Source organism: Klebsiella sp. RHBSTW-00484, from assembly GCF_013705725.1.
GTDB lineage: Bacteria > Pseudomonadota > Gammaproteobacteria > Enterobacterales > Enterobacteriaceae > Klebsiella.
Genome location: NZ_CP055481.1, coordinates 3,177,639 through 3,193,033, shown reverse-complemented (window position 1 = coordinate 3,193,033; position 15,395 = coordinate 3,177,639). Strand labels below are relative to the sequence as shown.

Below are 15,395 nucleotides of genomic sequence, written 5' to 3'. Positions count from 1 at the left end.
GTTGGCAAGGAGCCGCGTGTGGCGACAGTAATCAATAACGCAATGCTCGATGCCATTTTGGCTGAAGTCAGGCCGCTGATTGGGCGCGGCAAGGTGGCGGATTATATTCCGGCGCTGGCCAGCGTCAGCGGCGATAAGCTTGGCGTTGCTATCTGTACGGTGGATGGTCAACACTATAGCGCTGGTGATGCTCACGAGCGTTTCTCTATCCAATCTATCTCGAAAGTGCTGAGCCTGGTAGTGGCAATGAACCACTATCAGGAAGAGGAGATCTGGCAGCGAGTGGGCAAAGACCCTTCCGGGCAGCCATTTAACTCGCTGTTGCAGCTGGAAATCGAACAGGGTAAACCGCGCAATCCGTTTATTAATGCCGGGGCGCTGGTGGTCTGCGATATGCTGCAAAGCCGTCTTAGCGCGCCGCGTCAGAGAATGCTGGAAATCGTCCGTCGCCTGAGCGGCGTGAGCGATATTGCCTATGACCCGGTCGTCGCCCGTTCTGAATTTGACCACTCGGCGCGTAACGCCGCCATCGCGTGGCTAATGAAATCGTTCGGCAACTTTCATAACGATGTTGCGACGGTGCTGCAAAATTACTTCCATTACTGCTCGCTGGAGATGAGCTGTGTCGAACTGGCGCGCACGTTCTTGTTTCTTGCCGACAGCGGCATTGCCCCGCACCTTGCGTCGCCGGTTATCGCGCCTATTCAATCACGGCAGGTCAACGCGCTGATGATGACCAGCGGCATGTACCAGAACGCCGGTGAATTCGCCTGGCGCGTTGGTTTACCGGCGAAATCCGGTGTTGGCGGGGGGATTGTGGCTATCGTCCCGCAGGAGATGGCGATTGCGGTGTGGAGCCCGGAGCTTGACGATGCCGGGAACTCGCTGGCGGGCATCGCGTTACTGGAAAAACTCACCCAAAAACTCGGGAGGTCGGTGTTCTGATGGTGCCAATCGACAATCTGTTTGCCCGTCTTCAGCGTTCGACTTTTCGCTCCCGGTTTCGCCTTGGCTTCAAGGAGCGGCAGTATTGCTATGACAAGGGGGCGGACGTTATCGACCAGCACGCCGCCGATTTTATCGGCAAGCGGTTGGCTCCTGCTGAAATACCTAACGATGGTAAACAAACCCCAATGCGCGGGCATCCGGTGTTTATTGCGCAACACGCCACCGCCACCTGCTGTCGTGGCTGTCTGGAAAAGTGGCATGCCATCCCGCAGGGACGGAGACTTAGCGAGCAAGAGCAGCGCTACGTGGTGCAGGTCATTCACCATTGGCTGGTCATCCAGATGAATTCTCCCGATCAACGCTAGCTTTAATTCATCAGGCGTCGGTGTATGCCTGATAATTATTCTCATGATATGATGCCGTGCTAACTAATTATTAACATAATAATTGCCTGAAACAATTAGACGGATAATCATGAATGTCTCCACTGTCGATTCGGTCATTCACGCTGTTTCGTGAGGAACAACCCGTGCGCGATGCGCTGGTCTTGTTCACGTTAACGCTACTACTGCATTTCTTTGGCGCGATGCTGCGTCTGGTTCAGGAACTGTCATTCTTTTGGCCGCTGAATGCGGTAATGGCGGGTATTTTTGCACGTTATATTTGGCTAAATCGCAGTTATTTTTACGCCGTCTGTTTTGCCGCCATGCTGGTTTATGACGGTTTAACTTCGCGCTGGGGAATGGGCTTTGCTTCCTTCCTGATTAATTTCTCCAATATTGTCTTTATTGTCACCCTTGCTCAGTTGATTCTGTGGGATAAACGGCGAACGGATTCAATGCCTGGCCCGATTAACGCGCTGAGTCTGTTTTGCTATTGTCTGCTGGCTGCGTTGTTGTGTGCCGCCGTGGGTGCGCTGGGGTCGGTGGATGTTGAACGCGCTACCTTTATTCCCCAACTGGCGGACTGGTTTAGCGAGCAGTTTTCTACTGCCGTGCTGATTCTGCCGTTTGTTTTGACACTGACGCTGCCCTCGGCATTTGGCCGTTTTCGCTTGCGTCAGCTGCTGCCGGCTATTGCCCTGGTGTTGTCGATTATTCTCGGCGTTGCCGTTGGCGGGGCGGGAAGCATTACTTTTCCGCTACCGGCGCTGATTTGGTGCGCGATCCGCTACCCCTTGCCGCTAACCTGCCTGCTGACCTTTATTACTGGGATTAGCGAAATTTTGCTGGTAGCCAACTCGCTTATCCATCTCTCGCCCGATGCGCGGATGCAGCCGTGGCAGCTCTTCTCGACCCGACTCGGCATAGCGGCAATGCTGATTAGCCCGATTATTGTTGCCTCCAGCGTCGAGGCGATTAATAACTTGCTGAAACAGCTAGCGCTGCGCGCTGATTTTGATTTCCAGACGCGCGTTTATTCCCGTTCCGGTTTAAGCGAGGCGCTGAAGCGCCGGCCATTATCATCCGAAAATCTATTAACGGTCATGGTGTTGGATATCGACGGCTTTAAACAGGTCAACGATCGTTGGGGGCATGAGTGCGGTGATTGCGTGCTGGCCCAGTTTGCGCAACAGGTACGGCTGCTGGCGGGTGAACAGGGTATGGTGGCGCGTATTGGCGGTGAAGAGTTCGTGGTCGCGGCGATAACGGCCTCAGAGCAGGAAGGACAAATACTGGCGGAGAAAATTCGCCAGGGCATTGAGTCGCAGGCCTTCACCTGGGGGCAAAACAAAATTCAGCTAACCGTCAGTATGGGGCTTGAAAGCCGCCAGCTCGGTAGCGCAAAAGTGACCGAGCTGTTTAACCAGCTATTGATGGATGCCGATGATTATATGATTCAGGCCAAGAGAGCTGGGCGAAATCGTATTTTTACGCAACAGCTGGCGTAAAGTGCGATATAAGAAAACGCGATGATAATTCCGCTTGTGTTAAATTTAAGTTAAAAACATAGTGATGTGGTCAATTTCAAGGAGTTAACTATGACCACATCCTTTTCACTACGCACGCTGTCGCGTGACGATATTCTCGAATACCTTCCTCAGTTAACCGACATCCTCGTCAGCTGCGTCAACGGCGGGGCATCGGTGAGCTTTATGCTGCCTTTTAACCCGGACACCGCAACGGCATTCTGGCTGAGAATGGCGCAGAGCGTTGCCGCCGGGGAGCGCACCATCCTCGCGGCGGTAGATGCGCAGCAGCAGCTCGTCGGCACAGTACAACTGATAACCGACCAGCCGGAAAACCAACCGCACCGTGCCGACGTCGCCAAACTTCTGGTTCACCAAAATGCACGTCGACAGGGGCTGGCTAACGCACTGATGAACCGCCTGGAAGAGATCGCTCGCGAGCAGGGTAAGAGCGTACTGGTGTTGGATACCGCGACGGGCAGTGGTGCAGAAAACTTTTATGTTCAATGCGGTTGGGAAAAAGCCGGGGAAATTCCGCGCTATGCGCTGATGCCGGACGGAGAGCTGACCGCGACGTCTCTGTTCTATAAATTTCTGTAATATACCCGTCATACTTCAAGCTGCATGTGCGTTGGCTACGTTCGCTCACCCCAGTCACTTACTTCAGTAAGCTCCTGAGGATTTACTCACTTGCCGCCTTCTTGCAGCTCGAATTATTTAGGGTATAAATTTGATATTGCATACAGCTTTGATCAAAACAGGGTTTCACTCGTGTAAAAACCTGATAACTTATTGGACCAATTACTCAGGTTGTGTGACTACTCTATGAGGGAACCCTTGTGAAAACATTAAACCGTCGCGATTTCCCGGGCGCGCAGTACCCTGAACGTATCATCCAGTTTGGCGAAGGCAACTTTCTGCGCGCATTTATCGACTGGCAGATCGATCTGCTGAACGAGCATACCGACCTGAATTCCGGGGTGGTGATCGTGCGTCCGATTGAGAGTTCATTCCCGCCGTCGCTCAGCACTCAGGATGGTCTTTATACCACGATCATTCGTGGCCTGAATGAGAAGGGCGAAGCGGTCAGCGATGCGCGTTTGATTCGTTCTGTAAACCGGGAAATCAGCGCCTATGCGGATTACGATGAGTTGCTGCGTCTGGCGCATAATCCGGATATGCGGTTTGTGTTTTCCAATACCACTGAAGCTGGGATCAGCTACCACGCGGGCGACCGTTTTGACGATGCGCCTGCGGTCAGCTATCCGGCGAAGTTGACCCGCCTGCTGTTTGAACGCTATAGCCATTTCTCCGGCGCGGCGGATAAAGGCTGGGTCATCATCCCTTGCGAACTGATTGATTATAACGGCGAAGCGCTGCGTGAATTGGTGTTGCGCTACGCGCAGGAGTGGGCGTTGCCGCAAGCGTTCCTGACCTGGCTGGACGAGGCTAACGCCTTCTGTTCCACGCTGGTTGACCGCATTGTTACCGGCTATCCGCGTGATGAAGCGGCGCAGATTGAAGAGCAACTGGGCTATAAAGATGGTTTCCTTGATACCGCTGAGCACTTCTACCTGTTTGTGATTCAGGGACCAAAATCCCTGGCCGCGGAGCTACGCCTCGACAAGTTGGCGCTTAACGTACTGATCGTTGACGATATTAAGCCGTATAAAGAGCGCAAAGTCGCCATTCTTAACGGTGCGCACACTGCGCTGGTGCCAGTCGCTTTCCAGGCTGGCCTGGATACCGTTGGTGAGGCGATGAATGACACCGAAATCTGTTCTTTCGTCGAGAAGGCGATTTATGAAGAGATCATTCCGGTTCTCGACCTGCCGCGTGATGAGCTGGAATCTTTCGCCAGCGCGGTAACCGGGCGCTTCCGTAACCCGTACATCAAGCACCAGCTTCTGTCTATCGCCCTTAACGGGATGACCAAATACCGCACCCGCATTTTGCCACAGCTGTTGGCGGGGCAGACGAAGGGCGGCAAGCTCCCGGCACGTCTGACTTTTGCACTGGCGGCGCTGATCGCGTTTTACCGCGGTGAGCGTAACGGCGAGAGCTATCCGGTGCAGGATGACGCTGAATGGATGGAAAGCTATCAGGCGCTGTGGGCCCAGCATCGTGATGCGCAAATCAGCACCGGTGAACTGGTGAAAGCGGTACTGTCCGTTGAATCCCACTGGGAGCAGGATCTGACTAAAGTTTCTGGCCTGGTAGAGCAGGTTACGCAGGATCTGGATGCTATTCTGCGTGATGGCATGCGTGCGGCGGTTAAACCGCTGTGCTGATGTTCTGAAGCCCGCACGCTGGTTTGCAGGCCGGGTAAGGCGGCAGCCGCCACCCGGCGATTATCCAGGCACAATGCCTGAAGCTGATTTGTTATCGATCTCAACCCGGCTACTGCCGGGTTAGTTTTGCGCTTAAATTAGTTACAACATACTTTTATTTTATTCTCTAAAGCAGGTTTGCAACATCGTGCCATCTTTGCCTGGCAGACAACCTAAAGGCAATTAAGATAAAAGGATGAATTGTGCCTCAGTCGCTTGAACTAATTATCTGTCCGGAAAATAATGGCTTATCCGTTTAAGGGGAAATGCGATGGTCATTGAGATTCGCGAAGCAGGTCCGCAGGACAAAGCGCAGTGGTTACAGCTGTGGGAAGGTTACACCAAATTTTACGGCAGCCCGCAGCCGCAGGACGTCACTGAATACACCTGGCAACGCTTGCTTGATACCGCTTCGCCGCTGTTGGGCCGCGTTGCCGTGGTGGACGGGAAAGTGGTTGGGTTTGCGATTTGTCTGCTCCATGAAGGAACATGGGTAAAAAACCCCATTTGTTATCTGGAAGATCTGTATGTTGATCCACAGGTGCGCGGGCGCGGTATCGCCAGGACGCTAATACAATCGCTGCAAGCGGAAGGCATAGAGAAAAGATGGTCGCGTCTTTACTGGCACACCCGCACTGACAATCCGGCCCGGCGTCTTTATGATGAATTCACGCCAGCTGATGACTATGTTCGCTACCGCATAACGCTCTAAAAGTCTGAGATTAAGAAGTTATTAAGATTTTACCTGTAAAACAGGTGAAAACGGCTCAGGAGAAGCAAAAATGGAAAAACGCATAGAGACAGTCGTCAATTTAATCATGTTTCTTTCGCTGTTGGCCACCGCATGGGATCTCTCCCTGGTACATCACCTTTCCTGGTAAATCAGATGATACGGCGCTCGTTCCGGCGCCGTAGTCCCATTCTTATCGTTCAAGACGAGCGTCGCGCCACTATAAACAGGCGAGGAAATAACAATAAAACCTTTCCGTTACACTGTAACGGATAATGCTCTCTGAGCAGTTCCAGATAGCGCTCAAGAAACGCCTCGCGCTGCTGTTCATCCAGCGGTTGCAGAAACGGTCTAAGCCCTGTGGACTGTAACCAGTCAATAATTGCCTGATGTGAGTCCAGAGGGTGGTAATAGGTCGTGCGCCAGATATCCACCTCGCAGCCACTAGCGGTCAGAATATCGTAATACTCCTGCACGCTCGGCAGCGGATGACGTCCGCTAGCCGGATACCCCAACTCGTTTGCTACCTGACGCATCAGGGTATGCGACGGCTCCTGCCAGTTATCAGGCATCTGCACCGCCAGCACGCCATTCGCCGCAAGATTACCCACCAGATGAGGAAATAGCCGCTGATGATCGGTTAGCCACTGCAGAGAAGCATTGGCGTAGATCACGTCCGCTTGGCGCTCGGGGCGAAACTCACCGATATCTGCGGTGACAAACCGGCAATCGGCCAGCGTCCGGGCGGCTTCTTCCAGCATCGCTGGTGAATTATCGACACCAATAATCGTTGCCTCCGGCCAGGCGTCGCGCAACAGGGCGGTACTGTTGCCCGGTCCGCAGCCTAAATCGATGGCCAGCGCTGCGGGGTGATGGGCGATACGGGCGAGAAGTTCAGCGGCGGGGCGCGTACGTTCCGCGCCAAATTTCAAATACAGTGAAGGGTTCCAGTCTGCCATAGTGCGCTCCGGTTGTGAGAAACTTGCCATCAGCATAGATGGCAATGACGCTCTGGCAACAAGCTTTTTAAATCGTTGATGTTTTTCGGTGACGCTGTCACTTTTTTATGCGCCATGCTGAGCGATGCATCACGGTACTTTCAGTGGCTGCCAGGTAGACTACGCGCCGTGAAATAGTGGCTATCGGAAGGACAATGGCTCTAATAATTAAGGTGTTGCTTGAAAATCGACTCGGTGAGGGAAAGGACAAAACGCTGCGGGCGAAACCGGGTTTGAGCCTGCTTTTGCAAGATGAAACCAGCCGCGTCCTGTTTGATACCGGGCCTGACGGCAGTTTTTTACACAATGCCCAGCGTATGGGCGTTTCTTTAAAAGATTTAACTGCGACGGTGCTGTCGCATGGGCACTACGATCACTGCGGCGGCGTGCCGTGGCTACCGGATAACAGTCGTATTATCTGCCATCCGCAGATTGCGCAGCGGCGTTACTCGGCGCTATCGCTGGTCGGGCACCGCTGGAAAATTAAGAAACTATCGCGGGAAATCGACTATTCCCGCCACCGGATGGAGTATAGCCGCGAGCCGTTGCGGATTAGTGAGCGGTTAACGTGGTCCGGTGAAATTGCCGTCGCCAGGCCAAAAGCTTACGGCGTACTTGATGGTCAGACACAGGATTATATTGCCGATGAAGGCGTGCTGATCTACCGCTCGACCCGAGGGCTGGTCATTATCTGCGGCTGCGGACATCGCGGATTGATCAATACCATCAGGCACTGCCAGAAGATAATGTGCGAACAGAGAATACACGCTGTAATCGGCGGTCTTCATCTGCGCAGCGCTTCCCCCTGGCTCATACGCCAGCTGAAACTGTTTTTGCGGCAGCAAAAGGTAGAAAAGATTATGGCGTGCCACTGCACCGGCTCATGGGGGCGATGGTGGCTTTCAGCTGACGCGGCCCCGGCAACGGGCGATACGTTAGTGCTGGAGTAGCGGCTTAATTTATTATTGAATCACATATAAATAACATTTTTGCCATTTATTAAATACATTATTTCCAGGCCCATACACCCTCCCCCTAGGGGAAGGTCAAATCGTTATTTCACTATTTTGTGTAAAGGTATATAGAGAAACTTCATTCTGTTTAATGCCTGTTTTTCCTTCTGAAATATTATTTAATTCTGCCGGTGAGTGTGATTTAATTCGGCGGTCATCTCATTGTGAATATAACTATGATCCAGTCACTTCAGGCATTATTTAAACAAGCAACCCGGCGCAGGCTACGTATCCGCGCTGGGCTTGTTATTGCCTGTTGGTTACTGCTCAATCTTCAGCTCGCGGTCGCGGCGCATCATGGCGGTGGCCAACCATCGGTCGCGCCGGAAGTGCAGGTTCACCATATTGTTGATGGCATGATGAGTATGCCCGGTATGGAAAGCGCTGGTCAGAAGGTTATTTGCGAGAAGCACTGTGACCCGGACACGGCTCAGCCTAATTCTTCAACTGCGCTACAGCTGAATGCTCTTCCCTCAGAGACCGCGCTGTTAGTGGTTTCCCCGCAGCAGGAAAGTTGCGCTGAACGTATGGACTGGCATACGCCGCCGGTCACTGGCCCTCCGGCTGAAATACGCTTCTGCCGCTTCAGAGAATAAATCTCCGTTAAAAACATCCATCAGATCTGCCCGGTCTGCGGGCGACTTTATGTTTTTTTCGGAGATATTATGATGCGTTCTACTTCTATTTTTCTGCTTATTACCAGCGTTCTGACCTTTACCGCCGTTTCATTTACCGCCAACGCCGAAGACAGCGCCATGCATCACCACAATATGTCCACGATGACGGACATGTCGGATATGAATAAGCAGGATGATTCCGTTACGACTTATTCGGCAAATGGGCTGATTAAAGGCTGGCGCGATAATTCGGTATCCATTGCCCATTCGCCCGTTGCGCAACTGAACTGGCCCGCGATGACCATGAGCTTTGCGCTCGGCGAGTATCAGGGTGAAAAGTTAGCAGTGGGGCAGCGGGTTAATTTTACCTTCCGTCAGACTGACTCCGGCTACGCGCTCGTTTCCATTACCGCGCAATAACTCCGGAGTCACTATGCACATCTTAAATAAGGCGGCCTTTGGGCTGCCGCTTCTGCTGTCGCTGATTTCAACCAACGGCTGGGCGACGACGCTGGCGGAGGCCCTGTCGGCTGCGCAGAGCTACTCCGCCGAGCTTTCCGCTAACGATCATCAGGTTAACGCATTAGAAAACATGGCGGACTCCGCCATGCAGCTCCCCGACCCAAAGCTGAAATTTGGCATTGAGAATGTCCCGTTGGGGGGAACAACGCCAGCCGCCTGACCCGTGAGGGTATGACTATGCAGCGGGTTGGTGTGATGCAGGACTACGTCAGCAGTACCAAGCGCGAGCGCAAAGCCGACTCGATAACCGCCGAAGCGCGGCGAACCGCTGCCAACGCGGATGTGATTCGCGCCCGGCTCCAACGGGAAACCGCTCAGGCATGGCTGGCGCTGGCGGTGGCGCAGAAATCGCTACGCTCAGTACAGACATTGATTAGCGAAACTTCCCGGCAAATTGGCGTCCAGAAAGCGGGCGTCAGTAGCGATAGCGCCAGTCCCAGCAGCGTGCTGGATGTTCAACTGGCATTGAATGCGATGAAAAATGAGCAGGATAACGCGCGTCGCGATGTACAGGTCGCTCAGGCGCGCTTGATGCAGCTCACCGGCAAGGATGTGCGCGATATCTCCGGCCCGCTGCCGCGCATCGAACGACTTCCGGCGGATGAAACCACCTTAATCGAGGGGGTTAAACTCCATCCGGAGCTGATTCAGGCCGCGCGCGAAGCCGATCTGGCAAAAGCGAAATCAGGGCAATCGGAGGTGGCGGCGATCCCCGACGTCGGCGTTGAAGTCTATTACGCCAGACGCGGGGATGATTACGACGACATGGTCGGAGTGATGTTCACCGTCGATATGCCTATTTTTCAGGGCAAACGTCAGGACAAAGACCACGCCGCCGATGTTTCGCGCGCCTTTGAGGCCAACGACCAGCTAACGCTACTGCTGCGCGAACACCAGGCGCAGCAGTATCAGCTGATCTCGCAATATAACGCAGCGAAAGCAATATACGACCGCCAGCAAAGCGAGGTGCTGCCGCTGTTGCGCAAAAAAGTCAGCCTCGTCAATGCCCAGTATCGGGCGGGCAGCTCTGCGCTTAGCGAGCTGTTATCCGTGCGTCGCGATCTGCTGAGCGGCGAAATCGCCAGCAACAATGCCGAGAAAGCGCTCGCTGACGCGTGGGCTGCTATTCGCTACCTGATTCCGCAGGATGTTAAATAATGAAGCTTAAATCTGTTATTACCCTGGTGGCGCTGGCCGTCGCCCTTGCCGCTGCGGGCGGATACTGGCTGGGTGCACGAGAAGCCCCGACAATGGCTAACGGTGGAGAGGAAGCAGTAGCAGGCCGCACAGTGCTGTACTGGTACGATCCGATGACCCCCGGCACGCGTTTTGATAAGCCGGGCAAATCGCCATTTATGGATATGGACCTGGTTCCGCGCTATGCCGATGAAGGCGAGGGAGATGATGCGGGCGCCGTGCTGATTAGCGCTCGCCAGCAGCAAAATCTCGGCGTGCGTACGGCAAAGGTTTCCCGTCAGGCGCTGGCGCTCAAACTCAACGCGTTTGGTACTGTTGCTATTGACGAACGCAGCGTTGAAACGGTTCCAGCGCTGGCTAATGGCCTGATTGAGAAGCTTTACGTCAACGCCTCGCAGCAGTTTGTGAAAAAGAACCAAGCGCTGGCCGAGCTGTGGATCCCGCAGTGGGCGGCAGCGCAGCAGGAGTATCTGGCGGTGAGGCAGCTTGGCGATAGCGGGCTCACCGCCGCCGCGCGCGGGCGCTTGCAATTGCAGTTTATGCCGGAAGCGATTATTCGCAGCGTCGAGCGTAGCGGCAAACCGCAAACCCGCATGACCGTTCGCGCGCCAAACGCGGGTTACGTCAATAAACTCGATGCGCGAACCGGCGCGCAGGTGACGGCCACTCAGGCGCTGTTTGAACTGGCGAGCCTCGACCCGATATGGATAGTGATTGATTACCCGGAAAACCAGGCCAGCCTGCTGCGTCTCGGTAGCCAGGTGACGGCGACCACCAGCAGCTGGCCCGGGCTGACCTTCCAGGGGAAAGTCAGTGAATTGCTGCCCGACCTCGAAGCCACCACCCGCACCCTGAAAGCGCGCGTGGTGCTGGAGAATCCGCAGCATCAACTGAAGCCGGGAATGTACTTAAACGTCCAGTTGGCTGAGGCGAAGCAGAGTCGCGCCGTTCTGACCATCCCCGAAGAGGCGCTGATCGCCACCGGCACCAGCAACCGCGTGCTGATCGCTGATGGCGAAGGGCATTTCCGTCCAGTTGAGGTCACCGCCGGACGCGCGCAGAACGGGCTGGTCGAGATCAAATCCGGCCTCGAAGAGGGCCAGCAGGTGGTCACCTCTGGTCAGTTCCTGATTGACTCCGAAGCCAGCCTGCGCAGCGCGCTGCCGCAAATCGCCGGGCAGGAGGGCGAGGAGGCTAAAACGTACTCGACGCACGGCGTTATCAAAGTGCTGAACGATGAATCGGTCACCATTGAGCATCAGCCGGTCCCGGAGCTGAAGTGGCCAGCGATGACCATGGATTTTGCCATCACGCCGCAGCAGCGTCAGCAAATCCGCCCCGGCGAGTCGGTGATGTTCAGCTTTTCCCTGACCGACGACGGGGCGCAAGTCACCTCAATTATGCCGATGACCGGCGCTAAGGAGCAGCCATGATTGCCGCCGTTATCCGCTGGTCATTGCGCAACCGTCTGCTGGTGCTGCTGGCGACGCTCATTATGGCTGCCTGGGGTGTCTGGTCGGTGCAGCAGGCACCGCTGGATGCGTTACCGGATCTCTCCGATACGCAGGTGATCATCCGCGTCAGCTATCCCGGCAAAGCGCCGCAAATTGTTGAAGACCAGGTCACTTATCCGCTGACCACCACCATGCTATCGGTACCGGGTGCGAAAACCGTACGCGGCTTTTCGATGTTCGGCGATTCCTACGTTTACGTGCTGTTTGATGACGGCACCGACCCGTACTGGGCGCGCTCCCGCGTGCTGGAGTATCTGAGCCAAATCCAGAGCAGCCTGCCGCCGGAAGCGAAAGCCTCGTTAGGGCCGGACGCTACCGGCGTCGGCTGGGTGTTTGAATACGTGCTCACCGATAAAAGCGGTAAGCACAGTCTCGGCGATCTGCGGGCGATTCAGGACTGGATCCTCAAATATGAGCTGAAAACCGTGCCGGATGTCTCAGAAGTCGCCAGCGTCGGCGGAATGGTGAAAGAGTATCAGGTGATCCTCAATCCTGACCGGCTGCGGGCGCTAAATGTCACCCACGAGCAGGTGATTAGCGCCATTCAGAGCGCCAACCAGGAGGGAGGCGGCTCTGTGCTGGAGCTGGGCGAAGCCGAATATATGGTGCGTACTACCGGCTACCTGAAATCCATCGACGACTTTAATCAGGTTGTGATTGCCTCGCGCAACGGCGTGCCGGTGCTGCTTTCCGACGTCGCCAGCGTGCGCCGCGGCCCGGCGATTCGTCGCGGTGTCGCCGAACTCAACGGTGAAGGGGAAGTGGCGGGCGGGATTATCATTATGCGTTCGGGCAAAAATGCGCTGACCACCATTAACGCGGTGAAGGCCAAACTGGCGGAAGTCAAAAAAAGCCTGCCCGCTGGCGTGGAGATTGTCCCGGTGTACGACCGCTCGCAGCTGATTAAAAACTCGGTTGAGACTCTGACCCATAAGCTTATCGAAGAGTTTATCGTCGTGGCGGTGGTCTGCTCGCTGTTCCTGTTCCACTTTCGCAGCGCCCTGGTGGCGATGATTACGCTACCGCTAGGGATCCTCGGCGCGTTTATCGTCATGCACTATCAGGGCGTCAGCGCCAATATGATGTCGCTCGGCGGGATTGCGATTGCCATCGGGGCGATGGTGGATGCGGCAATCGTGATGATTGAAAATATGCATAAGGTGCTGGAGCAGTGGCGGCACGATCATCCCGAGCGCCAGCCATCTTCAGATGATTACTGGAAAATTGCCCAGCAGGCGGCGTCGGAAGTGGGACCTGCGCTGTTTTGCAGCCTGCTGATCATCACCCTGTCGTTTATTCCGGTATTCACCCTCGAGGCGCAGGAAGGCAAGATGTTCTCGCCGCTGGCCTTCACTAAAACGTACTCGATGGCGGTAGCCGCCGGACTGGGGATCACCCTGGTTCCGGTGCTGATGGGTTATTTTATTCGCGGCAAAATCCCCGATGAGACCGCTAATCCGCTCAACCGCTGGCTGATTCGCGCCTATGAACCGCTGCTGGATAAAGTGTTGCAGTGGCCAAAGGCGACGCTGGCCGCCGCCGGTGTGCTGCTGGTTGCCACGCTGTGGCCGCTGGCGCAGCTTGGCAGCGAATTCCTGCCGCAGATTGATGAGGGCGATCTGCTGTATATGCCGTCCACGCTGCCGGGGATCTCCAGCCGCGAAGCCGGACGCCTGCTACAACAAACCGATCGCCTGATTAAAACCATTCCTGAAGTGCAGAGCGTGTTTGGCAAAGCCGGTCGTGCCGATAGCGCCACCGACCCGGCGCCGCTGACGATGCTGGAAACCACCATTCAGTTCAAGCCAAAAAGCGAATGGCGGCCCGGTATGACCATGGATAAGCTGATTAGCGAGCTGGATAACACGGTGAAAGTGCCGGGGATTGCCAACGTCTGGGTGCCACCGATCCGTAACCGTCTTGATATGCTGGCAACCGGCATTAAAAGCCCGGTCGGCATCAAAGTGAACGGCAACAATCTGGCGGAAATTGAAAAAACCGCCGAGGAGATCGAGCGCATCGTACGCAACGTGCCGGGAGTGACGTCGGCGCTGGCTGAACGTCTCGACGGTGGACGCTATATTGATATCAAGATCGACCGGGTAAAAGCGGCCCGCTATGGCGTGTCGGTGAAGGAGCTGCAATCGGTGGTCGCCAGCGTAGTGGGCGGCGATAACATTGGCGAGACCATTGAAGGGCGTGAACGTTACCCGATAAGCGTGCGCTATCCGCGTGAAATGCGCGACTCGCTGCAAAAGCTGCGCGATCTGCCGGTGGTCACCAGCGGCGGGGCGCAGGTGGCGCTGTCCGAGCTGGCGGATATCGCCATCACCGACGGCCCGCCGATGCTAAAAAGCGAAAACGCCCGCCTGTCGGACTGGATCTACGTCGATATTCGCGGGCGTGACCTGAAATCCGCCGTTGACGAAATGCAGAGTGAGGTCAGCAAACAGGTTAAATTGCCGGAAGGGATCTCACTGACCTGGTCCGGGCAGTATGAATACCTGGAGCGGGCCACTGAAAAGCTGAAAATCGTGCTGCCGTTTACCCTGATGATCATCTTCGTGCTGCTTTACGTTACCTTCAGCAAGGTTAAAGACGCGCTGTTGATAATGGGCACATTGCCGTTTTCGCTGATTGGCGGTGTCTGGTTGCTGTGGCTGCTGGGCTATAACCTGTCGGTGGCGGCCGCCGTTGGCTTTATTGCGCTAGCGGGCGTCGCGGCGGAGTTTGGGGTGATTATGGTGCTCTATTTAAATCAGGCGATCGCCAAACGGCGTGAGCAACTGGATGATCGGACCCTCAACGAAGCGATTCATGAAGGGGCGGTGCTGCGCGTGCGCCCGAAAGTGATGACCGTAGCGACGATTATGGCCGGGTTGCTGCCGATTATGTGGGGGGGAGGGACCGGCTCAGAGGTGATGCAGCGTATTGCCGCACCGATGATCGGCGGGATGATCACCGCGCCGCTGCTGTCGATGCTGGTGATCCCGGCGGTGTATCTGCTCACGCACCGCAAAAAGCGCTAACGTTATCAATTCCCCGGGCCTGGCGGTCCGGGGAAGCATTAGATATTGTGCTCGCATTTCTGCCGGGCGGCGGCTGGCGCCTTGCACGGTCTACAAAACCCGCCATATCATCAGGTGACTCATTTTCCGTAGGCCCGCCACCGGGCAATGCCCGAGAGGCGCACTTTATCAGTAATCTCAGTCAGCGTTTTTAAGGTCTTCCGCACGTTTGGCGGTGGCGTAGACAAAATCCAGCATCGGTTCGAGGTCGGTGTCATAGCCAGCCTGAATGATTTTGCCGCGAAGCCATTCGATCTCGCTGGCAATATCCGAGTGGAATATATTGTTGTCCTGGGCTTTGCGTAGCCATTTCAGCAGGAAGTTATTCTTCCCGCGAACACCGCCTGATTTCTTTGAATTTGCGTGTATTTTCAGCGCAACCAGAATGCAGTAATAGAAATGAACGCGCTGATTAAAACTTTGGTGCATGTCTTTTATTTCCCGCCAGAATCAGGTTGAGGACGGGCATGGACCTTAATCATGCGGTCTCTGATATCCACCCGTGCCACCATTGCGCCGCCAGCCGGACGCTGAGGCGATGGTGGCACG

13 protein-coding genes and 1 pseudogene are annotated in these 15,395 nt (G+C 55.2%); 12 read left to right on the top strand and 2 right to left on the bottom strand.

Going from position 1 to position 15,395, the window contains the following annotated elements; genetic code table 11:
• Positions 1-18: 18 nt before the first annotated feature.
• The 6 genes from glsB to HV213_RS15215 all read left to right on the top strand — a co-directional run bounded on the left by glsB (position 19) and on the right by HV213_RS15215 (position 5,899).
• On the top strand, positions 19-945 hold the full coding sequence (gene glsB / locus HV213_RS15240; RefSeq protein WP_181482335.1) for a glutaminase B: 927 nt from the start codon (positions 19-21) through the stop codon (positions 943-945).
• Complete coding sequence (locus HV213_RS15235; protein ID WP_181482334.1) at positions 945-1,313, top strand: DUF4186 domain-containing protein; 369 nt, start codon at positions 945-947, stop codon at positions 1,311-1,313. The genes glsB and HV213_RS15235 overlap by 1 nt, the downstream gene beginning before the upstream one ends.
• Positions 1,314-1,426: 113 nt before the next feature.
• A complete protein-coding gene (locus tag HV213_RS15230) occupies positions 1,427-2,839 on the top strand; it encodes a GGDEF domain-containing protein (RefSeq protein WP_181482333.1) in 1,413 nt (470 codons plus the stop codon).
• Between the two features lie 90 nt (positions 2,840-2,929).
• Positions 2,930-3,457, top strand: coding sequence for a GNAT family N-acetyltransferase (locus HV213_RS15225; protein ID WP_181482332.1), 528 nt, complete (start codon positions 2,930-2,932; stop codon positions 3,455-3,457).
• Between the two features lie 239 nt (positions 3,458-3,696).
• Entirely contained in the window at positions 3,697-5,148 is a 1,452-nt protein-coding gene (locus HV213_RS15220; RefSeq protein WP_181482331.1) for a tagaturonate reductase, read from the top strand.
• 310 nt (positions 5,149-5,458) lie between these two features.
• A complete protein-coding gene (locus HV213_RS15215) occupies positions 5,459-5,899 on the top strand; it encodes a GNAT family N-acetyltransferase (protein ID WP_181482330.1) in 441 nt (146 codons plus the stop codon).
• Between the two features lie 218 nt (positions 5,900-6,117).
• Here HV213_RS15215 and tam read toward each other — a convergent pair whose 3' ends face one another.
• Positions 6,118-6,876, bottom strand: a complete 759-nt coding sequence (gene tam, locus HV213_RS15210; RefSeq protein WP_181482329.1) for a trans-aconitate 2-methyltransferase — start codon at positions 6,874-6,876, stop codon at positions 6,118-6,120.
• 194 nt (positions 6,877-7,070) lie between these two features.
• Between tam and HV213_RS15205 the strand changes: the two genes are divergently transcribed.
• The 6 genes and pseudogenes from HV213_RS15205 to HV213_RS15180 all read left to right on the top strand — a co-directional run bounded on the left by HV213_RS15205 (position 7,071) and on the right by HV213_RS15180 (position 14,807).
• The gene (locus HV213_RS15205) at positions 7,071-7,865 is read left to right on the top strand and encodes an MBL fold metallo-hydrolase (RefSeq protein WP_181482328.1); all 795 of its coding nucleotides are present in this window, start codon (positions 7,071-7,073) and stop codon (positions 7,863-7,865) included.
• A 239-nt stretch (positions 7,866-8,104) separates the two neighbouring features.
• On the top strand, positions 8,105-8,524 hold the full coding sequence (locus HV213_RS15200; protein ID WP_181482327.1) for a hypothetical protein: 420 nt from the start codon (positions 8,105-8,107) through the stop codon (positions 8,522-8,524).
• A gap of 69 nt (positions 8,525-8,593) precedes the next feature.
• Positions 8,594-8,965: a copper-binding protein gene (locus HV213_RS15195; protein ID WP_228288538.1), complete on the top strand. Its 372-nt coding sequence runs from the start codon at positions 8,594-8,596 to the stop codon at positions 8,963-8,965.
• A gap of 13 nt (positions 8,966-8,978) precedes the next feature.
• Positions 8,979-10,225: pseudogene (locus HV213_RS15190) on the top strand (TolC family protein).
• Positions 10,225-11,697 carry an efflux RND transporter periplasmic adaptor subunit gene (locus HV213_RS15185; RefSeq protein ID WP_181482326.1) on the top strand — a complete coding sequence of 491 codons (1,473 nt, stop codon included), beginning with the start codon at positions 10,225-10,227 and terminating at the stop codon, positions 11,695-11,697. The pseudogene HV213_RS15190 and the gene HV213_RS15185 overlap by 1 nt, the downstream one beginning before the upstream one ends.
• On the top strand, positions 11,694-14,807 hold the full coding sequence (locus HV213_RS15180; RefSeq protein WP_181482325.1) for an efflux RND transporter permease subunit: 3,114 nt from the start codon (positions 11,694-11,696) through the stop codon (positions 14,805-14,807). The genes HV213_RS15185 and HV213_RS15180 overlap by 4 nt, the downstream gene beginning before the upstream one ends.
• A gap of 177 nt (positions 14,808-14,984) precedes the next feature.
• Here HV213_RS15180 and HV213_RS15175 read toward each other — a convergent pair whose 3' ends face one another.
• Positions 14,985-15,275, bottom strand: a complete 291-nt coding sequence (locus HV213_RS15175) for a hypothetical protein (RefSeq protein WP_110274731.1) — start codon at positions 15,273-15,275, stop codon at positions 14,985-14,987.
• Positions 15,276-15,395: the final 120 nt, after the last annotated feature.